Annotated in this window: 21 protein-coding genes; 12 read left to right on the top strand and 9 right to left on the bottom strand. The window is 71.7% G+C overall.

The window, feature by feature from the left end; translation table 11 throughout:
- Positions 1–146: 146 nt before the first annotated feature.
- Together ABCS02_RS18630 and ABCS02_RS18625 are read right to left on the bottom strand one after the other, a co-directional pair.
- A complete protein-coding gene (locus ABCS02_RS18630; RefSeq protein WP_345837154.1) occupies positions 147–1,640 on the bottom strand; it encodes a catalase in 1,494 nt (497 codons plus the stop codon).
- A 13-nt stretch (positions 1,641–1,653) separates the two neighbouring features.
- Positions 1,654–2,100 (bottom strand): Fur family transcriptional regulator, encoded by a 447-nt coding sequence (locus tag ABCS02_RS18625; RefSeq protein WP_345837153.1) that lies wholly within the window; start codon positions 2,098–2,100, stop codon positions 1,654–1,656.
- A gap of 114 nt (positions 2,101–2,214) precedes the next feature.
- On the opposite strand from ABCS02_RS18625, the gene ABCS02_RS18620 reads away from it, so the two are divergent.
- Positions 2,215–3,270, top strand: coding sequence for a hypothetical protein (locus ABCS02_RS18620; protein WP_345837152.1), 1,056 nt, complete (start codon positions 2,215–2,217; stop codon positions 3,268–3,270).
- Here ABCS02_RS18620 and ABCS02_RS18615 read toward each other — a convergent pair.
- The 3 genes from ABCS02_RS18615 to ABCS02_RS18605 form a co-directional block, all read right to left on the bottom strand.
- Positions 3,252–4,979: a sodium:proton antiporter gene (locus ABCS02_RS18615; RefSeq protein WP_345837151.1), complete on the bottom strand. Its 1,728-nt coding sequence runs from the start codon at positions 4,977–4,979 to the stop codon at positions 3,252–3,254. The two genes, ABCS02_RS18620 and ABCS02_RS18615, sit on opposite strands and share 19 nt — an antisense overlap.
- 105 nt (positions 4,980–5,084) lie before the next feature.
- Positions 5,085–6,218 carry an endo-1,4-beta-xylanase gene (locus tag ABCS02_RS18610; RefSeq protein WP_345837150.1) on the bottom strand — a complete coding sequence of 378 codons (1,134 nt, stop codon included), beginning with the start codon at positions 6,216–6,218 and terminating at the stop codon, positions 5,085–5,087.
- Positions 6,219–6,378: 160 nt separating this feature from the next.
- A complete protein-coding gene (locus tag ABCS02_RS18605) occupies positions 6,379–6,960 on the bottom strand; it encodes a helix-turn-helix domain-containing protein (protein WP_345837149.1) in 582 nt (193 codons plus the stop codon).
- 186 nt (positions 6,961–7,146) lie between these two features.
- On the opposite strand from ABCS02_RS18605, the gene ABCS02_RS18600 reads away from it, so the two are divergent.
- Positions 7,147–8,862 carry an MFS transporter gene (locus tag ABCS02_RS18600; protein WP_345837148.1) on the top strand — a complete coding sequence of 572 codons (1,716 nt, stop codon included), beginning with the start codon at positions 7,147–7,149 and terminating at the stop codon, positions 8,860–8,862.
- A gap of 247 nt (positions 8,863–9,109) precedes the next feature.
- Entirely contained in the window at positions 9,110–9,640 is a 531-nt protein-coding gene (locus ABCS02_RS18595; protein ID WP_345837147.1) for a GIY-YIG nuclease family protein, read from the top strand.
- A gap of 111 nt (positions 9,641–9,751) precedes the next feature.
- On the opposite strand, the gene ABCS02_RS18590 is transcribed toward ABCS02_RS18595, so the two are convergent.
- Positions 9,752–11,371 carry a phospholipase D-like domain-containing protein gene (locus tag ABCS02_RS18590; protein ID WP_345837146.1) on the bottom strand — a complete coding sequence of 540 codons (1,620 nt, stop codon included), beginning with the start codon at positions 11,369–11,371 and terminating at the stop codon, positions 9,752–9,754.
- A 202-nt stretch (positions 11,372–11,573) separates the two neighbouring features.
- On the opposite strand from ABCS02_RS18590, the gene ABCS02_RS18585 reads away from it, so the two are divergent.
- The 5 genes from ABCS02_RS18585 to ABCS02_RS18565 all read left to right on the top strand — a co-directional run bounded on the left by ABCS02_RS18585 (position 11,574) and on the right by ABCS02_RS18565 (position 18,237).
- Positions 11,574–13,211, top strand: a complete 1,638-nt coding sequence (locus ABCS02_RS18585) for an ABC transporter substrate-binding protein (protein ID WP_345837145.1) — start codon at positions 11,574–11,576, stop codon at positions 13,209–13,211.
- Positions 13,189–14,241 (top strand): ABC transporter permease, encoded by a 1,053-nt coding sequence (locus ABCS02_RS18580; RefSeq protein WP_345837144.1) that lies wholly within the window; start codon positions 13,189–13,191, stop codon positions 14,239–14,241. Before ABCS02_RS18585 ends, ABCS02_RS18580 begins: the two co-directional genes overlap by 23 nt.
- A complete protein-coding gene (locus ABCS02_RS18575; RefSeq protein ID WP_345837143.1) occupies positions 14,238–15,107 on the top strand; it encodes an ABC transporter permease in 870 nt (289 codons plus the stop codon). The genes ABCS02_RS18580 and ABCS02_RS18575 overlap by 4 nt, the downstream gene beginning before the upstream one ends.
- A gap of 125 nt (positions 15,108–15,232) precedes the next feature.
- Positions 15,233–16,837, top strand: a complete 1,605-nt coding sequence (locus ABCS02_RS18570; protein ID WP_345837340.1) for an ABC transporter ATP-binding protein — start codon at positions 15,233–15,235, stop codon at positions 16,835–16,837.
- Complete coding sequence (locus tag ABCS02_RS18565) at positions 16,834–18,237, top strand: LLM class flavin-dependent oxidoreductase (protein WP_345837142.1); 1,404 nt, start codon at positions 16,834–16,836, stop codon at positions 18,235–18,237. The genes ABCS02_RS18570 and ABCS02_RS18565 overlap by 4 nt, the downstream gene beginning before the upstream one ends.
- 42 nt (positions 18,238–18,279) lie before the next feature.
- Here ABCS02_RS18565 and ABCS02_RS18560 read toward each other — a convergent pair whose 3' ends face one another.
- On the bottom strand, positions 18,280–19,014 hold the full coding sequence (locus ABCS02_RS18560) for a DUF4386 domain-containing protein (protein ID WP_345837141.1): 735 nt from the start codon (positions 19,012–19,014) through the stop codon (positions 18,280–18,282).
- A gap of 107 nt (positions 19,015–19,121) precedes the next feature.
- On the opposite strand from ABCS02_RS18560, the gene ABCS02_RS18555 reads away from it, so the two are divergent.
- Positions 19,122–19,817 (top strand): TetR/AcrR family transcriptional regulator C-terminal domain-containing protein, encoded by a 696-nt coding sequence (locus tag ABCS02_RS18555; RefSeq protein WP_345837140.1) that lies wholly within the window; start codon positions 19,122–19,124, stop codon positions 19,815–19,817.
- A gap of 10 nt (positions 19,818–19,827) precedes the next feature.
- Here ABCS02_RS18555 and ABCS02_RS18550 read toward each other — a convergent pair whose 3' ends face one another.
- Positions 19,828–20,751: a Ppx/GppA phosphatase family protein gene (locus ABCS02_RS18550; RefSeq protein ID WP_345837139.1), complete on the bottom strand. Its 924-nt coding sequence runs from the start codon at positions 20,749–20,751 to the stop codon at positions 19,828–19,830.
- Between the two features lie 454 nt (positions 20,752–21,205).
- Here ABCS02_RS18550 and ABCS02_RS18545 point away from each other — a divergent pair, with 454 nt between their 5' ends.
- From ABCS02_RS18545 to ABCS02_RS18535, 3 genes are read left to right on the top strand one after another with little or no spacing between them, the layout of a single operon-like run.
- A complete protein-coding gene (locus ABCS02_RS18545; RefSeq protein ID WP_345837138.1) occupies positions 21,206–21,652 on the top strand; it encodes a MaoC family dehydratase N-terminal domain-containing protein in 447 nt (148 codons plus the stop codon).
- A complete protein-coding gene (locus ABCS02_RS18540) occupies positions 21,652–22,077 on the top strand; it encodes a MaoC family dehydratase (RefSeq protein WP_345837137.1) in 426 nt (141 codons plus the stop codon). The genes ABCS02_RS18545 and ABCS02_RS18540 overlap by 1 nt, the downstream gene beginning before the upstream one ends.
- A gap of 8 nt (positions 22,078–22,085) precedes the next feature.
- On the top strand, positions 22,086–23,222 hold the full coding sequence (locus tag ABCS02_RS18535; RefSeq protein WP_345837136.1) for a UDP-N-acetylmuramate dehydrogenase: 1,137 nt from the start codon (positions 22,086–22,088) through the stop codon (positions 23,220–23,222).
- An 11-nt stretch (positions 23,223–23,233) separates the two neighbouring features.
- Here ABCS02_RS18535 and ABCS02_RS18530 read toward each other — a convergent pair whose 3' ends face one another.
- Positions 23,234–25,351 (bottom strand): RecQ family ATP-dependent DNA helicase, encoded by a 2,118-nt coding sequence (locus tag ABCS02_RS18530; protein ID WP_345837135.1) that lies wholly within the window; start codon positions 25,349–25,351, stop codon positions 23,234–23,236.
- Between the last annotated feature and the right edge of the window lie 41 nt (positions 25,352–25,392).

Genomic DNA, 25,392 nt, shown 5'->3' with positions numbered 1-25,392 from the left:
TCCCAACACCTGATCTCCTCCGCTACCGACCACGCAGCCAACGGAGGAGATCGGCCGCCGACAACCGCCGAAAAGCAGCGAACGGAGGAGACCCGGGCCGGTATCGGCCGGATCTCCTCCGTTCGCGTCAGCGCGGGAGGCTGTGTTTACTCAGCGACCCCCACGTACTCCGCCGCCTGGTCCGCGTCCAGATCCCCGGACTCCAGCCGCGCCCGCAGCGCCGCGCCGAGCCCCGCGTCCACGTTCGTCCAGTACTGGATCGCGCGCTCGCGGATGTCTTCCCGCGTCACGCCGCCGACCGCGCCCGCGATCGTGTCGAGGAACCGCTCACGCGCCGCCTCGTCGTACACCTCGCGGTACAGCGTCCCCGCCTGCCCGAAGTCGTCGTCCTCGGAATGCAGCGTCGCCGCCGCGCGCGTCAGCGCACCGTCCGACTCCCACGAGCCCTCACCCGCGGCAGCGGCGGAGGCCGACGGCCCGCCGAACGAGTTCGGCGCGTACACCGGAGCCGACGCCGCCTTGAACCCGTGGCGCCCCGCGCCGTCCTGCGAGTAGTTGTGCACCGGCGCGACCGGAGCGTTCACCGGCAGCTCGTTGTAGTTGGTGCCGACCCGGTAGCGCTGGGCGTCCGGGTAGGAGAACACGCGCGCCATCAGCATCTTGTCCGGGCTGATGTCGATGCCCGGGACCGTGTTCGCCGGGGAGAACGCCGCCTGCTCGATCTGCGCGAAGAAGTTCTCCGGGTTCTCGTTGAGCGTGTGGACGCCGACCTCGATGAGCGGGTAGTCGCTGTGCGGCCACACCTTCGTCAGGTCGAACGGGTTGAACCGGTAGGTCTTCGCGTCCTCGTACGGCATCACCTGCACGCTCACCTTCCACGCCGGGAAGTCGCCGCGCTCGATCGCCTCGTAGAGGTCGCGGCGGTAGTAGTCCGCGTCCTCACCCGCGATGCGCTCCGCCTCCGCGCCGTGCATCTCCTCGTTGCCCTGCAGCGCGTGGAAGTGGTACTTCACCCAGAACCGCTCGCCCGCCGCGTTGATCCACTGGTAGGTGTGCGAGCCGTAGCCGGGCATCGTGCGCCACGAGCGCGGGAGGCCGCGGTCGCCCATCAGGTAGGTCACCTGGTGCGCCGACTCCGGGGACAGCGTCCAGAAGTCCCACTGCATGTCGGCGTCGCGCAGGCCGGAGCCGGGGAGGCGCTTCTGCGAGTGGATGAAGTCGGGGAACTTGATGCCGTCGCGGATGAAGAACACCGGGGTGTTGTTGCCGACGATGTCGTAATTGCCTTCGGTCGTGTAGAACTTCACCGAGAAGCCGCGGACGTCGCGCCAGGTGTCGGGGGAGCCCTGCTCGCCGGCGACCGACGAGAACCGCTGGACGGTCCGCGTGCGGGCGCCGGGCTGGAAGACCGCCGCCTTCGTGTACGCGCTCACGTCGCCGGTGACGACGAACTCGCCGAAGGCGCCGCCGCCCTTGGCGTGCACGATCCGCTCCGGGATGCGCTCGCGGTTGAACTGGGCGAGCTTCTCGACCAGGTACCGGTCGTGGAGTGCGGTCGCTCCGTCGTGTCCGGATGTCAGCGAGTGCGCGTCGCTGCCGACCGGTGTGCCGGTCTGGGTGGTCGTGTGGTTCTCCGTCATGGTTCTCCTAACCTCATTCGGCGTGCGACGGGGCTTTCGCCGCGCGCTCCTGACAGGACGGGCACAGCCCCCAGAAGGTGACCTCCGCGACGTCCACCACGAATCCGGCCGCCCCCGAGGGGTGCAGGCAGGGCGCGTGGCCGACGACGCACTCCACATCCGCCACCGCGCCGCACGAGGTGCAGACGACGTGGTGGTGGTTGTCGCCGACGCGCCGCTCGTACAGCGCGGGCGAGTGCGCCGGCTCGATCCGCCGCAGCAGGCCGGCCGAGGTGAGGTCGCCGAGGACGTTGTGGACGTTCTGGATCGAGGTGCCGGGCAGTGCGGGCAGCACCGCGCGGTACACCGTCTCGGCGTCCACGTGGGGATGCGCGTCGAGCGCGTTCAGGACGGCGAGCCGCCCCTGCGTCACGCGCAGTCCCGACGCGCGCAGGGCGCCTTCGAGCTGTGCGGTGTCCATCCCTGCCACGCTAGCGGTTCTCTTTTGAACAACTCAAAAGAACGTGCATCCCGGGAGTGGCGGAACGGCCGTCTAATCTGGCATGAGAAGTTTCAAGCCGAAGGGTGGATCAGGGTGGCGCGCGAATTCCAGGTGGACGCTCTCGGCGCGCGGTTGCGCGTCGCCCTGGACGGGTTCGCGGAGCCCGACGCCGACCGGCTCCGCGACCAGTGGCGACGGCTGGCGGCCGAGGGCGACGCGGCGGATACGATCACGGTCGCCGCGGTCCCGGGGCCGGGTGCGGACGTGTCCGGTCACGACCTCGACGCGGTGGGCATCGCCCTCCGCCGCGCCCTCAACCAGCGCGCCATCGAGGCGAACCGCGGGGAGCTGGTGACGTTCCACGCGGCTGGCCTGGCCGATCCCGCCACCGGCGACGTCATCGCTCTCGTCGGCCCGTCCGGGGCAGGCAAATCGACCGCCGCCGCGATGCTCGGCGCCGGGCTGGGTTATGTGTCGGATGAAACGGTCGCGGTCACGCCCTCCGGCGAGGTGCTCGCCTTCCCCCAGCCGCTGGCGTTCAAGGAGACGGCGGCGCACGGCAGGCACGTCGCCGGGCCCGACGAGCTCGGGTTGCTGCGCCCGGGGCCGCGGCTGCGGCTGGCGAGGATCGCCCTCCTCGACCGCTCGGACGCGGCCACGTCGCCGACCATCAGCACGGTCGGGCTGCGGGACGTCTTCGACGAGATCGTCGCGCAGGTCAACCACTTCAACGCGCTGCCGCGGCCGCTCAGCCTGCTGGACGGGCTGGTCCGGCGCTGCGGCGGCGTCCAGGTGATCAGCTACCGGGAGGCCGCCGACCTCGTCGGGCCGGTGCGCGAGCTCCTGCGGAGCGCAGCGGACCCGGGCCCGACGTACAGCCGGGCGGAGGTCGACGACTGGGTCGACCTCGAGGGCGACGCGGTCGTGCTCGCCCGGGACACGATCACCCACCTGACCCCGCTCTCCTCGCTGGTCTGGAGGGTGCTGGAGGTCCCGCTGACCCTCACCAGGCTCGTCGCCGTCGCCGAGCGGGAGTTCGGCCCGGCGCCGGACGGGAGCAGCGCGGACGCGCTCCGTGCGGTCCTCCACGAACTCGCCGACGCCGGCCTGGTGCGGTCGAGCGGCGCGCGTCACCGCGCGCGGGACTGAAGCCGCGTCTCCTCGATGTCGAGCATGGACTGCGCCTCGCTGAGGATGCGCGACGGGTAGGCGCCGCGGGCTCGCTCCTCCAGCAGCCGGTCGCGCTCGGCGTCCACCACCGCGAGCCGCAGCGTGCGGTACACGTGGTGCGGTCGTCCCTCGGGGGGCGTGTCGTAGAGCACGATGCGCTCCCAGGCCGCCTCGGCGCGGAGGTAGGTGGTCTGGCGCACACGCTCCACCACCTCCGGGTCGACCGCGGTCGCGGTCCCCGCCGCCGTCTCCGGGTCGTCCAGCACGGCGAGGCCCGCCTCGCTGAGGTCGTCGAGGAGCTGCGCGAGCAGCCTCCTGTCGTCCTTGACGTCGATGCCCTGCAGCCCGAGCACGCGGATCAGCCACGGGAGGGTGCCGCCCTGCACGACCAGGCTGACGAACGCGACCGTGAACGCGATCAGGATGAGCTGCGGGCGATACGGGATGTCCGCGGGGAGCGACTGCGCCGCGGCCAGGGTGACGACGCCGCGCATCCCCGACCAGCCGAGGACGACCCCGCCCTTCCAGTCGATGGCCTCCTGGCGGAACTCCTCCAGGTCGCTGCGGTGCCGCTCGTAGCGCTGCTCCGCGCGCTGTTTGCGCTGCGCCTGCCAGCGGTAGCGCACGGGATGGTCGCGGAAGTAGCTGATCATCAGCCACTCCCGCAGCACTTGCTTCTCGGCGCGCTCCCCGCGTCTTCGGAGCGCGAGGATCAGCGGCCCGATCAGGATGTACCGGATGACGACGAGGGAGGCCATCGCGATCAGACCGATGCCGACCGCGTCCCACACGCTGAGGATCTCGGGGTGCTCGACGTCGGCGATGAGTGTGCGCAGCTCCAGCCCGATGAGCAGGAAGACGCCGTTCTCGAGCAGGAACTGGATGGTGTGCCAGTTGATCTGGTCGCTGATCCGCGCCTGCGCGCTGAACTGCCGCGGCGCCGCGTGCCCGGTGTAGAGGCCGGTGACGACGACGGCGAGCACGCCGGAGCCGTGCAGCGCCTCCGTCGGCGCGAAGGCGGCGAACGGCACGACGACCGACAGTGCGGTGTCGAGTACGGGGTCGCTCAGCTTCGAGCGCACCCAGACCGTGACGAAGCCGACCACGAACCCGATCACGAGCGCGATGATCACGGCCGAGAAGAAGTCGAGCACGCCCGCGAGCGGGGTGGCGAGGGTGCCGACCGCCGCGGCCAGGGCGGTGCGCAGCAGCACCAGGGCGGTGGCGTCGTTGACCAGCCCCTCGCCCTCCAGCACGGTGAGCAGGCGCGGCGGGAGGCCGAGCTTGCGGCCGATGGAGGTCGCGGCGACGGCATCCGGCGGGCTGATGATCGCGCCGAGGGCGATGGCGGCCGCCAGGTTGAGGTCGGGCAGCATCGTGTAGAGCAGGAAGCCGGTCGCGAACGCGGTGACGATGACGAGGAAGATCGACAGCCCGGCGATGGGCGCCAGGTTGCGGCGGAAGTCGGTGAGCGGGACGCTGATCGCCGCCGCGTAGAGGATGGGCGGCAACAGCCCGTCGAGGATGATCTCCGGCGGCACCTCGATGTCCGGCACCCCGGGCAGCACCGACAGGGTGACACCGACGATCACGAGGATGATGGGCGCGGCGACGCCTAGTTTGCGTGCGAAGGCGGCCACGCCGACGATCACCGCGACGGCGATCACCGCATAGACACCGAGTTCCATGGTTTCAACCCTATGAGAACTCTCAGTATCGGTGCGCCACCCGTCGCGCGGCGAGGGGCCGCGCGGCCGGATTCCGCGCGACCCCCGTGTACCGCCGGTCGGTTCTCAGTGCCGGTCGCCGCCCCCGCGCTGCTGGGCTCCCGCGGCGAGTGCGAGCGTCTGCTGCAGAGCGGTGTACTCCGCCTTCGGCTGCAGGTTCTCGTCGTAGATGTCCGCCGCACCTTCACCCGCGAACACCGCAGGCACCCACGAGTAGCCGTCGCCGAATCCCCAGACCGTGTACGAGATGCAGCCGCGGACGGCGAGGCAGGCCTGCAGGGTGGAGGTGTAGCCGGCCACCTGCGCGTTCTGCTCGACGGCCGTGACCGGGAGCGTGGTCCGCACGTCCACTTCGGTCTCGGCGACCTTCAGTCCGAGTGCGGAGAATCGCTGGAGGTTGTTCTGCAGGTCGGGCAGCCCGTACTGCGTGTCGAGGTGGGTCTGGAATCCGACCCCGTCGATCGGGACGCCTTGGGCCTTCAGCTGCTGCACGAGGCTGTAGGCCGCGTTGCTCTTGGGGCCGGTGAACTCGATGTTGTAGTCGTTGTAGAACAGCAGCGCTTTCGGGTCGGCGGCGTGCGCCCAGCGGAAGGCGTCGGCGATGTAGCCGGGGCCGAGCTTCTGCAGCCAGATGGAGTCGCGCAGCGTCCCGTCGTCGTTGAACGCCTCGTTGACGACATCCCACTGCCAGATCTTGCCCTTGAAGTGGGTGACCTCGTCCGTGATGTGCTTCTGGAGGATCGCCCGGAGCTGGTCGGGGGTCATCGACGGCGCCGCGGCGGTCAGCCAGGCGGGGAGCTGGTTGTGCCAGACGAGGGTGTGCCCGCGCACGAGCTGCCCGTTCTGCTGGGCGAAGGCGACGAGCTGGTCGGCCGGGGCCCAGTTGTAGGCGCCCTGGGTCGGCTCGATGGTGTCCCACTTCATGACGTTCTCGGGCGTGACCGTCGAGAACTGCGTCGCGGCGATCGACCGGTAGTCGCTGTTCGACGCGAGGGCATCCGTGTTGACGGCGGTGCCGATCCGCAGGCCCACGCGCGAGGCGAGGCTGCGGAGGGAGGCGGCCGGGGCGGAGGCCTGATGACCGGGCGCCGCGGGCGGCGTCGCGGGCACGGAGGCGAAGGCCGCCCCCTGGGCGAGGATGACGGCGCCGGCCCCCACCACCGCAGTGGTGATGAGACCGGCTCGAAGGCGCAGTGACACGCTGATACTCCTTTGTATGCGAGCGCGCGCCGACGGCGAGACCGCGGCGTCGCGACTGTCCGAATATGTTGCGTCAGACAGCTAATTACACCCGCACACGGGGGTCAAACATTTTGGAAAAGCTTGCGCTTTCGCAGTCGTGGTGCTGTGATCCGGCGGATCAGCGGGGGCGGAGGCCGTCGATCGTCATCGCGACGACCCGGTCGCGCTGCTCGTCGTCCTCGAACGCGACGCCGGCGACACCCGACACCATCCGGATGACGTCGCCGATGGTCGCGTCGGGACGCAGCTCGCCGGCCTCCTGCGCGCGGACCACCAGCGGCTCGCCCGCCGCGTAGAGGGAGGTGCGGCAGCTCAGCAGGACGGGGGAGTCCTTGTTGAGGCCTTCGAGCAGGGCCTTCTTGGTGCCCACGTAGAGCAGGAAGCGGCGCAGCCAGGCCTGCACGGCCTCCCACGGCTCCAGGGCGGCGGCGTCGTCGGCGGCGCGGACGACCGCCTCCACCTCCTCGACGTAGACGGCCTCCACGAGCGCGTCGCGGGTGGGGAAGTTGCGGTACAGCGTTCCGATGCCGACGCCGGCGCGGCGCGCGATGTCCTCCAGGGAGGCGCCGGCGCCGTCCTCCGCGAACGCGTCGCGGGCGGCGGCGAGCAGCGCGTCGAAATTGCGCCGGGCGTCCGCGCGCTGGGGGCGCTGGATGAGGGGACGCGCGATGGTGCTGTCGGCTACGTCGGTGCCGGTCACGGCTGGGGTCCTTCCGGGTGTGTGGAACTGAGGGTTGCGAAACGGAGGCATCCTCCGGTAATGTCTTTCCTGTAACCGGAGGTACCCTCCGAACGGAGCCTCCCTCCAATTGTAACTCCTCTTCCTCAGAGATTCACCCGGTCGACCACACGTCGGCCTCCTTCGAGAAACGGAAAGACCGTACCTATGTCTCGATCCCGTCCCTCCGCCACTTTCGCCGTCCTGGCGCTCAGCGTGGCCTCCTTCGCGACCCTCCAGTCGCTCGTCGTCCCCGTCCTGCCGGTCATCCAGCAGGACCTCCACACCACCACTGCCGGCGTCACCTGGACCATGACCGCCTGGCTGATCGCCGCCGCCGTCGCCACACCCCTGCTCGGACGCGTCGGCGACCTGGTGGGCAAGCGCCGCATCTTCGTGCTCGCGCTGCTCGCCGTGGCGCTCGGCAGCGTGATCGCCGCCGTCGCGCCCTCCATCGGCGTGCTCATCGCCGGCCGCGTCGTCCAGGGTCTCGGCGGCGCGATGTTCCCGCTCGCGTTCGGCATCATCCGCGACGAGTTCCCGCCGCACCGCCTCCCGTCCGCCATCGGCGCGATCGCCTCGATCATCGCGGTCGGAAGCGGCCTCGGCACCGTGCTGGCCGGCCCGCTCGCCGCAGCGCTGAGCTGGCGCGGACTGTTCCTCGTGCCGGTCGCCCTCACCGTGACCGCCGCGGTGCTCGCCCTCGTGATCGTCCCCGAGTCGCCCACCCGCGCGACCGGAGGCGTCAACCCGTGGTCGGCCGTCCTGCTCTCCGGGTGGCTGATCGCCCTCCTGCTGCCACTCAGCACGGGCGCGCAGTGGGGCTGGTCGTCGCCGGCCGTGATCGGCCTGTTCGCGCTCGCCGCCGTGCTGCTCGCCGCGTGGGTGGTCGTGGAGCTGCGCTCCCGGCACCCGCTGGTGGACATGCGGCTGATGCGCGAGCCGGGCGTCTGGTCGATGAACGCCGCCGCGGTCTTCATCGGAGCCGCGATGTTCGCGGTGTTCGCCTTCTTCCCGCGCTTCGTGCAGACCCCGGTCTCCACCGGCTACGGCCTGGGCGCGACGGTGGCCGAGTCCGGGCTCCTGATGCTGCCCATGCTCGTGACGATGGCCGTGACCGGCTTCCTGAGCGGACCGCTGGAGCGCTGGCTCGGCTTCCGCACCCAGATCGTGATCGCGGCGACCGTCATGGCCGCGGCGAGCCTGTCGCTGGCCTTCCTGCACGGCTCGCTGCTCGCCGTCGCCACAGCCTCCGGGGTGTTCGGCATCGGCCTGGGACTCATCTACGCCGCGATCACGAGCGTGGTCGTCCAGAGCGTGCCGGCCACGCAGACGGGCGTGGCGAGCGGGATGAACGCCAACCTCCGCACCGTCGGCTCGGCGATCGGCGCCGCCGTGATGACCGCGCTCGTCACCGGGACCCTCGGCGCCGGCGGCCTCCCGGCCGAGACCGGCTACACGGAAGGGTTCGCGACGGCGGGCGTGCTGGCCTTCGGCGCGGCCGTGGTGACGGTGGCGGCGGCGTTCGTGATGCGGTCGCGGGCGGCGCGGCGCACGGCGGCGCCGGCCGCGACCGAGCTGGCGGCTGCCGAGCTGGCCGCGACCGAGCTGGCCGCGACCGAGCAGGCCGCGACCGAGCTGGCCGCGGCCGAGCTGGCTGTGGCCGAGCTGGCCGCGACCGAGCAGGCCGCGACCGAGCAGGCCGCGCCCAAGCTGGCGGTGACTGAGTTGGCGGTCGCGGGGCGCGCCCAGCTCGACGCGGGCCGCGTCGCGGAGCCGCTCCGTGCGGCCGCGGCGGCCTCCGCCGAGGCCGCCGAGATGGCACGCCTGATCGAGAAAGTGGAGGCCGACCTCCCGGCCGAGGCCACCGTCTCGGCAGCGTAGGCCCCGTCGGCAACGGAGGAGATCCATCCGCCGCGACCTCGAGAACGCAGTCAACGGAGGAGACCGGTCGCAACCCGCGGCCGGTCTCCTCCGTTAGCTGCACCGGCCCGGCACCTGTGGTGCGGCGAACGGAGGAGATTCCGCGGCATCGGGGCCCGGTCTCCTCCGTTGACTGCGTTCGGGCGGTGTCGCGGCGCCAATCTCCTCCGTTACCGCCGCTGTCGGCGGCGCGCGGTAGCGTCGCGGCGTGACCGAGTGCCCGCTGTGCGGGGCGCCCGCCCATCCCGGGGCGCCGCTGCCGCTGTGCCTCGCGCACCTCCTGGAGGCGCACGAGTGGGTGGAGGGCGAGTTCGGCCAGACCGACCTGCTGCCGTCGCCGTGCACGTTCTGCGGCTCGCGGCTCGGCGTGCGGTACCCGTCCGGCTGGCTGTGCGCGGTCTGCGAGTGGCGGGTGGGTGAGACGGCGCCGGAGGGCGCGGCCGCCTCGCGCGTGGACGTCGTCTACTACCTGCGCTACCGCGACCGCATCAAGATCGGCACCACAGCGAACCCCGCGCAGCGGTTCGCGAGCCTCCCGCACGACGAGGTGCTCGCCTTCGAGCGCGGCGACCGCACCCTGGAGCATCGGCGGCATGTCGAGTTCGCCGCGCTGCGCATCCCCGGGACGGAGTGGTTCGAGACGGATGACGGGCTCCTCGCGCACGTCGCGGCGCTGCAGGACGGGGACCCGTGGCTGCTGCTCGCGCGCTGGCGCAGCGAGGCCGCGGCGCGTCACTAACGGAGGAGATCAGCCCCGGCAGACCGCCCGAGCGCGGCTAACGGAGGAGACCGGGGCTCCGTAGTGCGGGAACTCCTCCGGTGGCTACTCCGCGGCCGGAGGAGAGCGGCCTCAGTGCGCGGTCCCCGCCAGCACCTCCCGCTGCCGCGCCCGCCCCGGCTGGTCGTAGTACTTCGCCCACCAGCCGTCCGTCGGGTCGAGCCCGACCGCCGCCTCCACCCCGCTCTGCGGCCCCGGCGTCGGATCGTGCGGGGCGAGCGACAGCGAGTACCGGAACCGGTAGTGGTCGAACAGCCGCATGAACTCGGTGAAGTAGAGCTCGGCGACCGCGGAGTCCCCGCGGATGACGAGCATGTTCTCGTCGTTGCCCGTGGTGGAGGCCACGCTGAAGTTCGCGGAGCCGGTCACCACGACCGGGTCGTCGCCGAGCGGGTCGATCAGCAGATACTTGCTGTGCACGTACTCCACGTTGTTGGAGAACGGGTTCTCCAGCTCCGGGGCGAATCCCGCCAGCGCGCCGGCGGGCAGGAACGCCCCGGCGACAATTGTCGTGCCGGAGTCGGTGACCACCGCGCTCGCCTTCGCTGCGGCCTTCGGGTCCTCGAACAGCAGGTAGCGGAGGGCGTCGTGGGCGCCCGGCAGCGCGTCGCCGAACCGGGAGTCGAGCGTGAACGGGAACGTCCCGCACGCGATCGTCCCCGCCCCGTCGAACAGGGCCGCATAGCGGTCGAGGGCGGTGCTGCGCGTGTGCGGGCTGAACACCACGGACACCCCCGCGGGCCACGGGTCGGGCAGTGCGTCGTTGGCGTCCACCCAGTCGTTCAGCGTGCTGTACGGCGGATCGTCCAGCAGCTGCGTCCAGTAGGCGAGGTAGGCGGCGGCGATCCCCGGGTCGTCGATGGAGTGCCCGACGTTGGACTGCCCGAACACGCCGTTCGTCGTGATGTTGGTCGACCCGGTCCACACCGCGACGGGCGCGCCATTGTGCGACGCGACGACGAACTTGTTGTGCGGGATCTTCGCGTTGGCGCGCCAGAGCTTCACGAGGCCGTCGATGCCCGCCGCGGTCACGGCGTCGTGGTTCTTGGGGTTGCCGTCGTCGACGATCAGGTTCACGGAGGCGCCGGCCCGGTCGGCGACGCCGAAAGCCTGCAGCACCGCGGGCAGCTGGAACTCGTAGAAGCTGCCGTGCAGCTCCCAGCCCGCGTCCTGCGCCCGGCCGATGAACGCGAGGATGGCCTCCTGGAGCCCGCGCGAGAGCCACTTCCACGCGGCGTCGCCCGGGACGTCGGCGGGCAGGCGGTTCTGGAACCGCTCCGCGTACGCCTGCGACGAGATGACCCCGCGGTTGAACCACACCCCCTGCTGCGCGGGCTGCCCGGTGGAGACGGCGAGAGTGACGGAGTCGGCGGAGGTCAGCGGCTGCCCGGGAGTGCCCGTCATGCTGTGCACGATGTACGTGTAGTCGTGGCCCTCCTTCGCCGTGTAGTCGCCCCAGAGGAAGGTCTGCAGCGGGTTGACGTCGGTCGTCCAGGTCCCGGCCGGCGCGCCGGTGAAGCGGAGCCGGTTCGGGAGCCAGCGGTGCTCGCCCTCGGTGTGGTCGAGCCGCTCGATGCCGAAGCCGTGGACGCCAGGCATCGCCGCCTGGTCGTGGTCGATCCCGATCAGCACGACGTCGTTGCCTGCGATCGCCTGAGCCGACAGCGCGCCGCTCGTTCCAGTCGTCCTCATCGCGTCCTCCGTTCGCGAAGCGGGGATGTCAGCTGGAGCCTACGAGGCCGGCCGATACCGGTGCCACCCCCTGTCGCGCCAGCTTTCGTGACGGGGTGTTTCACCTGCGAAACACGGAGTCACGCCGGCTCGACCGCGCTTGCGGTTCGCCCGCATCCTGGGCGACATCCCGTCCCGCACCCGATGCAACCCAGGAGTACACATGCGTTCCCGTTCCCTCCGCACCCTCGCCGGCGCCGCCGTCGCGCTCACCGGAGTGCTGGCGCTCGCCGCGTGCGCCGGCGCCTCCGACGCCGCGACCGGCGGCCAGAAAGTCGACGGCGGTACGATCGTCTACGCCCACCAGCAGGAGCCCGCCTGCGTCTTCGGCGGCTGGATCGAGCAGGCCTACCTCTCCTATCAGGTGCTCGACAACCTCACCTCGCTCGACGAGAACCACAAGGTCGTCCCGTGGCTCGCCACCGGGTGGAAGCAGTCCAGCGACGGCCTCACCTGGACCTTCACCCTGAAGAAGGGGGTGAAGTTCACGGACGGCACTCCGCTCACCGCCGCGGCCGTCGCCTACAACTTCGACTACTGGGTGAACGGAGGCAACAGCACCGCCAAGGTCTGGCTGGACGGCTACTACAAGGACGCCAAGGCGATCGACGACCAGACCCTCCAGATCGACCTGTCGCGCCCCTACCCGCGCTTGGCCGACAACCTCACGCAGGGCTACTTCGGCATCCAGTCGCAGCACGCGCTCCAGACCCGCACGAAGGAGCAGAACTGCGAGGCCCCGATCGGCTCCGGCGCGTTCACCGTCGACAAGTGGAACCGCGGCCAGGACATCATCCTGAAGAAGAACAAGGCCTACTCGTCCCCGCCCGCCAACGCGAAGCACACCGGCCCGGCCTACGTCGACACGATCGACTGGAAGTTCGTCGCCGACCCGACCACCCGGGTCGCCGCACTGCAGGGCGGCCAGGTCGACGCGATTTACGACGTCCCCTCCGTGCAGTGGAGCGTGCTGAAGGCCGGCGGCTACCAGCTCGAGAAGTTCGTCACCCCCGGCCGGCCGCAGCAGATCTCGTTCAACACCGCGAAGGGGCCCTTCACCGACGAGCAGGTGCGCCAGGCGTTCGCCTACAGCCTGGACCGCCCGCAGATCGTGAACACGATCGGCCGCGGCGTCATCCCGTCGGAGGGCAACGGCGGCGTCAGCCAGGCGACTCCCGGCTACAGCACGAAGGCCGCGGACTGGTACACGCAGGACGTGAAGAAGGCGAACGCCCTCCTCGACGCCGCCGGCTGGAGCCAGAAGAACTCCGACGGCGTGCGGGTGAAGAACGGTCAGCCGCTGACCGTCCGGCTGCCGTACGGCGCCGGCTCGATCATCAACGCCGACGGCGCCGCCATCCTGCAGGGGGTGAAGGAGCAGGCGAGCAAGGTCGGTTTCGACGTGAAGCTCATCCCCGTGCCGCAGAGCGAGTTCTTCTCCGGCAAGTACTCCGGGCCGGACGCCTACGACCTCCAGGCCGGTTACTGGACGAGCGTCACGGCGGGCATCCTCTACATCAACTGGAGGCCGTCCACCGCCGCCGACCCGAACTACAGCAACAGCAGCTTCACCAACGACCCGGTGCTCGCGCAGTACATCCTCGACGGCAACTCCGCGGCGACCGTCGAACAGCAGAACGCCGGCTACCAGAAGGCGCAGGACTACATCGCGCAGCACGCGCTGTCGATCGGCGTCTACGACCGGCTGAGCACGCTCGCCGTCTCGCCCAAGCTCCACGACGTCTGGCAGGAGCACGCACAGGGAGGACCGACGTTCTATGACGCGTATCTCACCAAGTGAGCCGGCGTTCCCCGGCGCCGACATCGCGGCCGGGGAGGTCGCACCGGGGGGCGCGGCGGTCATCACGACCGTCCGCCCCCGGCGCGGCCGGGCCGTCGCCTACACCCTCCTGAAGAAGGCCGGCGCGGCGGTCGTGGTCCTGTGGGGCGCGGCGACCGTGGCGTTCTTCGCCCAGCTCGCCCTTCCCGGCGACCGGGCGACGACCATCCTCAACATCCGGGCCGGCCAGGTGCAGCTGCGCACCCCGGCCGAGCTTGAGCAGATCCGCGCCCAGTACGGCCTCACCCGCCCGGTCATCCTTCAGTACCTCGACTACCTGCGCGGGCTGGTCGCGGGTGACTTCGGGACGTCGTACCAGCAGTATCGCCCGGTCACCGCGATCATCGGCGAGCAGCTCGGCAGCACCGTCACCCTCTCGCTGACGGCGATCGCCCTGGCCTGGGTGATCATGGTCGTCTGGGTCACCCTCACGGCAGGGCGGGGCCCGCGGATCGGCGCGCTCGGCTCGACGGCGGACGTCGTCACCGCCGGGCTCCCGGCGTACTGGCTGGGCATCATCCTGCTGCTGGTGTTCGGTCTCGGGCTGCGCTGGTTCCCGATCATCAGCGGCTCGTCGCCGAACGGGATCGTGCTGCCGGCGCTGACGCTCGCGATCCCCTTGGCCGGGTTCATGGCGCAGAGCGTGCGCACCGAGTTCGAGCGCTCGCTCGATCAGCCCTTCGTGCTCTCGGCACGGATGCGCGGGATGGGGGAGTGGGGGATCCGGCTGCGGCACGTCCTCCGTCACGCCGTCATCCCCGCGGTCACCCTCTCGGGCTGGGCGCTCGGCGCGACGCTCTCGGGTGCGGTGATCGTGGAGTCGATCTTCTCGCGGCCCGGCATCGGCTCTGTGCTGGTCGCCGCGGTCAACTCCCAGGACCTGCCGGTCGTCACCGGCATCGTCACCCTCGTCGCCGTGGTCTACGTGGCGGCGAACCTCATCGTGGACGTCGTCTACACGGTGATCGACCCCCGATTGGAGCTGTCATGACCTCCGTCGTCTCACCCTCGAAGCAGCGTGTCGCACGGTCGACGGCGACGCGCCTCACCCGCGCGCCGTGGGGCCTCTACCTCGCGGTCGCCTTCGCCGCGCTGCTCCTTGTCGCGGTCTTCGCCCCCCAGCTCCTCACCACTCACCTGCCCACCGCCGTCGACTACTCCGCCGCCCTCCAGCCGCCGAGCTGGGCTCACCCGTTCGGCACGGATGAATCCGGGCGTGACCTCTACACGCGCATCGTGTGGGGCGCCCGCGACTCCCTCACCATCGGGGTCGGCGCCGCGGCCGTGAGCATCGGGCTGGCGCTGATCCTCGGCACGCTCGCGGCGCTCGGCGTCAGGCCGGTCGCCGTCGTGATCGACCGGTTCGTCGAGATCCTGTTCGCGTTCCCGGCGCTGCTGCTCGCGCTGCTGCTCATCGCGATCGCCGGCCCGAGCGCGGCCACGCAGGTCCTCGCGGTCGGCGTCGGCACGGCCCCGGGGTACGCGCGGATGATCCGCGGCCAGATCCTCGGCGCGCGGAACTCGGCGTACGTGGAGGCTGCGACGGCGCTCGGGCACTCGCGCTGGCGGATCGTGCGCGCGCACATCCTCCCGAACGCGCTGCGCCCGCTGATCGCGGTGTTCGCACTGTCGATCGGGCAGTCGATCGTGTGGGCGTCGAGCCTGTCGTTCCTCGGGCTGGGCGTCGCCCCGCCTGCGTCCGAGTGGGGCGCGCTGCTCGACGCGGGGCGGTCGTACCTCACTACTGCCTGGTGGCTCGTCGTCATCCCGGGCCTCGTCATCGTCGCGGTCGCGCTGGCCACGACCACCATCGGCCGGCACATCCAGGCGCGCCTGGAGAAAGGAGAGCGATCGTGAGCATCGCCGAGCAGAGCACCACCGCTGACCGTCCCACCACCGACGTCGACACCACGGGCGATCTCGCCGGCCTGGATTGGCCCGCCGCGCGCCTCCGCGTCCGCAACCTCCGCACCGGGTTCACCGTGGACGGCGTACACCGTCCCATCGTCGCCGGCGTCTCCTTCGACCTCCTCCCCGGCCAGTGCGTCGCGATCGTCGGCGAGTCCGGCTCCGGCAAGTCCGTCACCGCGCGCAGCCTGGTCGGCCTCGCCGGGCGCAACGCCACTGTGGAGGCCGACCGACTCGACCTTCACCACGAGGACGCCCGCGCCTTCACCCCACGGCAGTGGCGTCGCGTCCGTGGCCGGGACGTCGGCTTCGTCCTGCAGGACGCCCTCGTCTCCCTCGACCCGCTGCGTCCGGTCGGCGCGGAGATCGCCGAGGCCCTGCGCCTGCACGGCTGGGGGGACCGCGCCGCACGGAAGGCCCGCATGCGGGAGCTCCTGGAGCGCGTCGGCGTCCCGAACCCGGCCGTCCGCGCGCGGCAACGTCCCGACCAGCTCTCGGGCGGCCTCCGGCAGCGCGCGCTCATCGCCTCCGCGATCGCGCTCGACCCGGACATCGTGATCGCCGACGAGCCGACCACCGCTCTGGACGTCACCGTCCAGGCCCAGGTGCTGGCCCAGCTGGAGGCCATGAAGGAGCGCGGCGCCTCCCTCATCCTGATCAGCCACGATCTGTCCGTCGTCGCGCGCCTGGCCGACCACATCCTCGTCATGCGCGGCGGTGAGGTGCTGGAGCAGGGTCCGGCCGAGCGGGTGCTCGCCGCGCCGGAGCACGCGTACACCCGCGCACTGATCGCGGCCGTCCCCGGCGAAGCCACCCGAGGACGCGCGCTCACCCCCGGCTCACCCGCTCCGTCACCCCGGCCGCCGCTCGGCGACCCGGTGCTGGAGGCGCGCGAGCTGGTCAAGCGCTTCCACACCTCCGACGGCACCGTCACCCGCGCGGTCGACGGCGTCTCCTTCACCCTCCGCGCAGGCGAGACGCTGGGCATCGTGGGGGAGTCCGGCTCCGGCAAGAGCACGACCGCCAAGCTCGCGCTCGGTCTCGAACAGCTCGACGGCGGCGACGTGCGCCTCCTCGGCCAGGAGTGGTCGACGCTCCCCGAGTCGCGCCGTCGCGCCCTGCGCCGCCGCATCTCGGTCGTCTACCAGGACCCGCTGAGCTCGTTCGACCCGCGCTGGACGGTCGAGCGCATCCTGCTCGACGCCCTCCGCTCGGAGCGCTTCGCCGACCCGGCCGCACGCCACGCCCGCGTGCACGAACTGCTCGGCCAGGTCGGCCTGGGAGCGGAGGTGCTGCCGCGCTTCCCGCTCCGCCTCTCCGGTGGCCAGCGCCAGCGCGTCGCCATCGCGCGAGCCCTCGCCCCGCGGCCCGACGTGATCGTGCTCGACGAGGCCGTGTCGGCGCTCGACGTCACCATCCAAGCGCAGATCCTCGACCTCCTTGTCGCGCTGCAGCGGGAGTCCGGCGTCGCCTACCTCTTCATCTCGCACGACCTCGGCGTCATCAGTCACCTGAGCGACCGCGTGCTGGTGATGAAGGACGGCCGCGTCGTGGAGGAGGGGACGGCCGCGGACGTCTTCGAACGACCGCAGCAGCCGTACACTCGTGACCTGATCGCCGCGATCCCGGAGTTCGCCCCGGCCGGCGTCACCCGCAGCAACCCGGAAGGCGTCGCATGACCACCGAACCCAAGCAGCTCTTCGTCAACCTCTTCGAGATGGCCTGCGTGAGTCACATCACCCACGGCCTCTGGCCGCTGCCCGGCAACAACCGCGAGCGCTTCGCCGACCTCGACTACTGGCTGGAGCTCGCGCAGCTGCTGGAGCACGGCGGCTTCGACGGGATCTTCCTCGCGGACGTGATCGGCGCCTACGACGTCTTCCGCGGCGGCCCGGAGACCGCGCTGCGGGAGGGCTTGCAGAGCCCGAACCTCGACCCGCTGCTGTTGGTGCCCGCGATGGCGGCCGTCACCGACCGGCTCGGCTTCGGCGTCACGTTCTCGACCACGTATGAGCCGCCGTTCGCGTTCGCCCGCCGGATGTCGACCCTCGACCACCTCACCAAGGGCCGGATCGGGTGGAACATCGTGACCTCCTACCTCCCGAACGCCGCCCGCAACTTCGGGCTGGACGACGAGGTGCCGCACGACGAGCGCTACCGCCGCGCGGAGGAGTACCTGGACGTGCTCTACAAACTCTGGGAGGGCTCCTGGGACGACGACGCCGTCATCGCCGACCGCGTGGCCGGCGTGTTCACCGACCCGTCGAAGGTGCGGTACATCGACCACGTGGGCGAGCGGCACCGGGTGGCGGGCCCGCACATCGTGCACCCGTCGCCGCAGCGCACGCCGGTGCTGTTCCAGGCGACCGGGTCGCCGGCGGGGATCGAGTTCGCCGGCCGGCACGCCGAGGTCGTCTTCACCGGTGGCCGCACGAGCGAGGAGTTCCGCCGCAACGCCGACGGGATGCGCGACGCCGCCGAGCGCCACGATCGGCAGCGCGACGACGTGAAGTTCATCGCGATGGCCGGCGTGATCGTCGGCCGCACGACCGAGGAGGCTGAGGACAAGTGGAGGCTGTACCAGCAGCACTCCAGCCTCGACGGCATCCTCGCCCACAGCAGCCTCCCCGTGGATCTGACCGCGTTCCCGCGCGACATCACCGTGCGGGAGGCGCTGGCGCGCGCAGAGTTCCCGGCCGAGCGGGTGCCGTTCCTCCCGCTGGACCGCACCGTGGGCCAGGCGCTGGACTACATCAAGAACGGCCGCGACGACCGCTTCCTGGTGGTCGGCGACCCGAAGACGGTGGCGGACGAGATCGAGCGCTGGCTGGACGAGGACGGCCTCGACGGCATCAACCTCCGCCAGTACCACTCCTTCGAGACGGCCCGCGACTTCGCCGAGCTGGTCATCCCGGAGCTGCGCCGCCGCGGCCGGCTGCCGCAGGAGGGGGAGAGGTCGGGGACGCTGCGGGAGCGGCTGTTCGGCGACGGCCGCAACCGGCTGCCGGAGCGGCACCCGGCGACGCGGTACCGGGGCGGAGCGAACCTGCGCGAGGAGGCGGCGGCCGCGACGCGCTGACGCGTGCCCCTCGGCGTGGGCGGGTCGCGCCTCACGTACCCGTCACACGGCCCCGCGAACCCCCGCGCCCGCCCGCGCCCCCCGAAACCCCACGAACGCGAGGTACACCCCCAGGAACCCCTCCCACACGATTTCCGGAAGCGTCGCCACCGCCGACACCGGCGACCCCTGGCTCCACAGTCCGAACAGGACGCCGATCCCGGACAGCGCGACGAGCGACCCGCCGACCATCCCGACCACCGCCATCGGCCGCGGCACCAGCCCGGAGCGCAGCACCTGCCAGCCGAGGAGGACGCCGTTGCCGAGCCCCGCGACGAAGCCGGGGCCGAGCAGGAACGTCCAGTTCCGCAGCGCGACCAGCGTCTGCGCGGACGTGGTGAGCGCACCGGGGTCGCCGAACGCCGCCGCGTGCTGGCGGAGGGTCACGACGGTGAGCAGGCACAGCATCCCGACCGCGATGAACACGCACTCCATCACCCGGGCGACGACGTAGCCGAGCGCGAGGCCCTCGGCGCGGCGGCGGAGGACCGGGAAGAGCGCGAGCGCGGTGCCGAGGTTTGCGGCGATGAGCACCGCCTCGCAGAGGATGCCGGACACCACGCGCACATCGGCCCCGGCGCCGAGCACGTAGTGCGGGTCGTCGAGCACCGGTGCGTAGAGCAGGACGCCGGCGATGGCGGACACGAACGTGATGAGGAAGAGCACGCCCGCGGTGAGCGAGCGTCGCCGGTCGGCGGCGGAATCCGTTGCGACGACGGCGGTCGATGTGGTGGTCATGTGCCCTCGGATCGGGTGAAAGGTGGCTAGGATTACGGGTGTACGGTGTACACCACGAACGATAGGTGTACGGCGTACACCTTGTCAATACCCTCGAGGAGCCGCCGATGCCGCAACCCCCGCGCCCGCGCCTCACCCGCGACACCGTCCTCGCGAGCGCTCTCGCCCGCGCCGACGCTGCAGGCCTCGACGCCTTGTCGATGCGCTCCCTCGCCGCCGAGCTCGGCGTCGTCCCGATGGCTCTCTACAAGCACGTCGCCAACAAGGACGAGCTGATCGACGGGATGGTCGACCTGGTCTGGGCGGAGGTCGAGCCGCCGGCCATCGGTGGGGCTGCCGGTGCGCCCCGAACCACCCCACCCCCAACCGCCCCATGGCACGAGGCCATGCGCGCCCGGGCCGTCTCCCTCCGCGCGGCGCTGCGTCGCCACCCCTGGGCCGTCGGACTGATGGAGTCGCGCATGCGTCCCGGCTTGGCCAACCTCGCCGCGCACAACGCGATGATGGGCTGCCTCCGGGAGGCGGGGTTCTCGTTCCGCGCGACCGTGCACGCCACCTCGGTGCTCGACGCCTACGTCTACGGCTTCGCCCTGCAGGAGAAGACCCTCCCGTTCGACACCCCGGAGGAGTCGGGGGAGGCCGCCGCCGCGAAAGGCGAGACCGTTCCGCCGGAGGTGGCTCTCCGCTTCCCGTACCTCCTGGAGGTCGTGGCCGAGCTGGCCCGGGAGGGCTACGACTACGACGAGGAGTTCGCCACCGGCCTCGCCCTCATCCTCCAGGGCATCGAACGCCTCCAGCCCTGACCGGCACCCGTCAGTCGAGGTGGTCGAGGTAGCGGAGGATGATCCCCTCGCGCAGCGCCCACGGGCAGACCTCGAGCACCGGAACGTCGAACGCGCGCATCGCCTCCCGCAGCACAACCCCGCCGGCGACGATCTGGAAGGTCCGGTCCGCCGTGATCCCCGGCAGCGCGGTGCGGGCGTCGGCCGTGAGCTGTGCCAGGCGCGGCACCCAGTCCGCGAGCTCCGAGCGGCGCAGGAGGCTGCGCTCGGTCCCGCCGGGACCGCTCGCGGTCGAACCGGCCAGGCGGGCGAGCGAGCGGATGGTCTTGGAGGTGCCGATCACGTGCGCGGACCCGCGGTCGGTGAAGCGTCCGACCGCGTCGGCGAGCGTTGCCCTGGCGTGGTCGCGGAGGGCGGTGACCTGGTCGGCGGTCGGCGGGTCCTGGTGCAGGAAGCCGATGGTGCTGCGGCCGGCGCCCAGCGGCAGCGAGACGGCCGTGTCGGGGTACTCGTCGACGCCCTCGGCGATCTCGAGCGAGCCGCCGCCGATGTCCATCAGGAGGATGGAGCCGGCGGACCAGCCCGACCAGCGGCGCACAGCGAGGAACGTCAGCCGCGCCTCGTCCTCGCCGGAGAGCACCTGGAGGTCGACGCCCGTCTCGTCCAGGATGCGGGCCAGGATCGCAGGGCCGTTGGCGGCCTCCCGGATCGCCGAGGTCGCGAACGGCAGCAGCTCCTCGATGCCCTCCGCGCGGCCGACCTCCACCGCCGACCGGATCGCCTCCAGGATCGCCGTCTCGCCCTCGGCGCTGATCGCGCCGTCCTCGGTGATGTAGCGCATGAGGCGCAGCACGGACTTGTGCGTGGCCGCCGGGAGGGGGCGCGCGCCCGGGTGTGCGTCGACGACGAGCAGGTGGACGGTGTTCGATCCCACATCGAGGACTCCGAGTCGCATAGTCAGACAGTAGTGGGCGGACAGACCGCCCGCGACACGCGCGTCCGGGGTGCGAAACGCGGCTCCGGGAGGGCGACACGCCGTGTCGATGTACCCAGTTCGGAGGTGGGTCTGTCGGTGGTCCCGCGTATTCTCGGAGGTGTCGGAAGATGTCCCGAAAAAATCGCCCAAACACTACATGTAGTGGAATGACAATCGTGTCATTCAGGTTATATAGTGGGTAAACACCGCGAGACACGCGAGTGACAAGATTTCTGGGGAGGCCATCATGGACTACGAAAACGACACTGTCGGCGGCTATGCGGTTCCGGTCGACCCGATGGACCTGCTGCAGTGCGACAGCTGCCAGTAGTCCGCTGACGACAGCTTCGAGAACCCCGGCGCCGAGTGCGCCGGGGTTCTCCTTTTTGACCGGGAGCCCGGGGCGCTCGGGGCGCTTGCGTAGAATCGTCGGGTGCCAGTGAATCCAGAGCTCGTGGGTCGGAGCTTCCCGCCCACCCCTCCGTATCTCGTCGGCCGTGAGAAGGTGCGCGAGTTCGCCGCCGCCGTGCTCGCGACGGATCCGATCAGCTTCGACGTGGCGGCTGCGCAGGCCGCGGGCCACGCCGACCTCGTCGCGCCGCCCACCTTCCCGGTCGTGGTGCAGCAGCTCACGCTCGACCAGCTCCTCGCCGACCCGGAGGCGGGCATCGACTTCAGCCGGGTCGTCCACGGCGATCAGCGGTTCACGTTCTCGCGCCCGGTGATCGCGGGCGACGAGCTGACGGCGACGCTGACCGTCACTGCGGTCAAGTCGCTCGGCGCGCACAGCATGGTCACCGCGGAGTCGGTGATCGTGGACGGCGCCGGCGATCACGTCGTCACCTCCGTTTCCACCCTGGTCGTGCGAGGAGACGAGTGATGGCCGCCCCCGACTTCGACGCCCTGACCGTCGGCGACGTCGTCGCCGAGCGCTCCTTCGACCTCAGCCGCGACGCTCTCGTCCGCTACGCCGGCGCCTCCGGTGACTTCAACCCGATCCACTACCGCGACGACGTCGCGACCTCGGTGGGCCTCCCCGGCGTGATCGCCCACGGGATGCTGACGATGGGTCTCGCCGTCCAGCCGGTGGTCGAGTGGGCCGGCGACCCGGCGCGTGTCGTGGACTACCAAGTGCGCTTCACCCGCCCGGTGGTCGTGGACCCGGCGGAGGGCGCGAACGTGCAGGTCACGGCCAAGGTCGGCCAGCTCGACACGGAGGCCCGGGTCGCGCGCATCGACCTGACGACGACGTTCAACTCCGAGACCGTGCTCGGCAAGGCGCAGGTCCGCGTCTCGCTCGCGTGAACGACGAGATGACCGCGACTCCGCCCCTGTCGGAGCTGACGACCATGCGGGTCGGCGGCGTCCCGGAGACCCTGATCGCCCCGGCCGACACCGATGCGCTCGTCGCGGCCGCCCGCGAGGTCTGGGCGTCGGGCGAGGACTGGCTGCTGCTCGGCGGCGGCTCCAACACGGTCGCGAGCGATGAGGGCTTCGAGGGCACGGTGATCCGCGTGGTGACCCGCGGTGTCGAGCGCCTCGACGCGCCGGAGGGGCGCGTGCGCCTGCGGGTGCAGGCCGGCGAGCCCTGGGACGACGTCGTCGCTCTGACCGTCCGCAACGGCTGGTCCGGCATCGAGGCGCTGTCCGGCATCCCCGGATCGACCGGCGCTGCCCCGGTGCAGAACATCGGCGCGTACGGCCAGGAGCTCGAGTCGGCGCTCCTCGGCGTCGACTTCCTCGACGCGAGCACCGGGGACGTCCGGCGCCTGTCGCGCGCGGACCTGGACCTGGGATACCGGACCTCTGTGCTGAAGCGCGGCCTGCTCGGCGTGGTGCTCACGGTGGACCTGGAGCTGGCGGACAACTCGGTCCCCGGCGGCGTCGGGGCGCCGCTCAGCGCCCCGGTCGCCTACGCACAGCTCGCCGACTCGCTCGGTGTGCCGCTCGGGTCGCGGGTGCCGGTCGCCGAGCTCCGCCGCGCCGTGCTCGCGTTGCGCGCCTCGAAGGGGATGGTGCTCGACCCGGCCGACCCGGACTCGGTCAGCGCTGGAAGCTTCTTCACCAACCCGATCGTGTCGGAGTCGTTCGCACGCGGCCTGCCGGCGAACGCGCCCCGCTGGCCCGTGACGCCTCCGGAGCCGGACGTCGTGATCGGTCTCCCGCCGGGCGGCGTGCACCCGCTGGACATCCCGCCGCTCGCCGACGGCCCGTACGACGTCAAGCTCTCGGCCGCCTGGCTGATCGAGAACGCGGGAATCCGCCGGGGGTTCTCCCTTCCGGGATCGGGCGCCGGCATCTCGTCCAAGCACACGCTTGCGATCGTCAACCGCGGCCACGCGAGCGCGGCGGACATCGGCCAGCTCGCCTCCTTCATCCAGGCCCGGGTCCAGGCGGAGTTCGGGGTGCTGCTGCGCCCGGAGCCGATCCTGGTCGGGCTGACGCTGTGACCGCACGCCGATCACGCCCGTAGCGCCGCCGCGAACGGCAGCACGGCGCCCGCACCTGCCCGGCGCAGCTCGCGCCCGGCCACGGTGACGGTCCACCGGCTGTCGATGAGGTCGTCGACGAGCAGCACCGGCGCACCGCCCGGGAGGTCGATCCCCGAGGCGTCGAACCGGTCCCAGACCCCCGCGAGCCGGTAGGTGCTGTTGCCGCCGGGACCTCCCGACGGACCGCCGCCGCGGAGCGCGAGGGCGCCGAGGTAGGGGAGCCGCCCGACCTGGGCGAGCCCGCGCGCGAGGCTCTCGGTGAAGCGTGGCCGGCCGCGCGACGGCATGGCGACCACCGCAGCGGGACGGCTCGCCCAGTCCCAGTCGGCGAGCACCTGCACGCACGCCTTCAGGATCTCGGGAGGGCACTCGCCGTCCGGTGCGTCGGCGTCGAGGAGCTGCCGCAGGCGTCCGCCCCAGCCGAGGTCGGTGAGCCGTGCGAGCACCCGTCCGGGTTCGACCTGTTCGCCCGGGCCGATCTTGCCCCGCACGGGCACGCCGAGGCTGTCGGCGCCGGTCGGCCACAGCTTGCGCGGTTCGACGGGGACGCCGACCCGGTCGAGCTCCGCCGCGATCGTCTGCCGCGCGTCCACGGCCACTCCCGCCGGGTACCACTCGCCGGCGCAGCGGTCGCACCGTCCGCACGGGCCCGCGTCGGGATCGTCCAGCTGGCGCTGCAGGAACTCCATGCGGCATCCGGTGGTGGTCTCGTAGTCGAGCATCGCCTGCTGCTCGGCCTCCCGCGCCGCCGCGATCCGCTCGTAGCGGTCGCGGTCGTACGCCCACGGCCGGCCCGTCGACACCCAGCCGCCCGGCACCCGCCGCACCGCACCGTCGACGTCGAGCACCTTGAGCAGCAGCTCAAGGGTGGACGAGCGCAGGTCGACCCTGCTCTCGAGCACCCGCGTGGACTGCGCCTGCTCGCTCAGTGCGCCGAGCAGGGCTGTCGCCTTCTCCTCGGTCGGCATGGCCGCCGTCGCGAAGTACCGCCAGATCGCGCGATCCTCCGGACCGGGCAGCAGCAGGACGTCCGCCGACTCCGTGGCGCGCCCGGCGCGGCCGACCTGCTGGTAGTACGCGACAGGGGAGGACGGCGCTCCGAGGTGCACCACGAATCCCAGGTCGGGCTTGTCGAAGCCCATGCCGAGCGCGCTGGTGGCGATGAGGGCCTTGACCTCGTTGCGTTTCAGCCGCCCCTCCAGCTCCTCCCGCTCGGCCGGATCGGTCTGCCCGGTGTAGGCGGCGACATCGTGGCCGGCCCGGCGCAGCACGCGCGCCGTGTCGTCCGCGGCCGACACGGTGAGCGCGTAGACGATCCCGCTGCCGGGGAGGTCGGCGAGATGGCCGGCGAGCCAGGCCAGGCGCGCCGTCGCGTCCTCGAGCGCGAGGACGCCGAGCCGCAGCGACCGGCGCGCCAGCGGCCCGCGGATGGTGCGCACCGTCGCCGCGAGCGCCGCGCCGTCGAGCTGCTCCTCGACGTCGGCGACCACCCGCTGATTCGCGGTCGCGGTCGTCGCCAGCACCGGGATGCCCTCCGGCAGCGCGGCGACGAGGTCGCGCAACCGCCGGTAGTCCGGCCGGAAGTCGTGCCCCCAGTCGGAGATGCAGTGCGCCTCGTCGATGACGAGCAGGCCGCAGCGCTCGATCAGGGCCGGGAGCTGCTGATCGCGGAAGTCCGGGTTGTTCAGCCGCTCCGGCGACACGAGGAGGACGTCCACCGTGTCGTCGCGCAGGCGGGCCGCCACGTCGTCCCATTCGTGCCGGTTGGCCGAGTTGATCGACAGCGCGCGCACGCCCGCCCGGGCCGCCGCCTCGACCTGGTCGCGCATGAGAGCCAGGAGGGGCGAGACGAGGATGGTCGGCCCCGCGCCCTGTTCGCGGAGCAGCATCGTCGCCACGAAGTACACCGCGGACTTGCCCCAGCCGGTGCGCTGGACGACCAGGGCCCTGGCGTGATCGTCGACGAGAGCCGATACCGCCTCGTACTGCCCGTCGTGGAACGCCGCGTCGGGGCGGCCGACGAGCGCCCGGAGGCGGCTCAGGGCTCGATCGCGGGTGGCCTCGGGGACGGTGTCTGTGGTGCTCATGCAGCCATCGTTCCAGACGGGGCCGACGTTGCGACCGGTGC

The organism is Microbacterium sp. X-17 (assembly GCF_039615055.1).
This window is presented reverse-complemented; position numbering and strand designations above follow the sequence as displayed.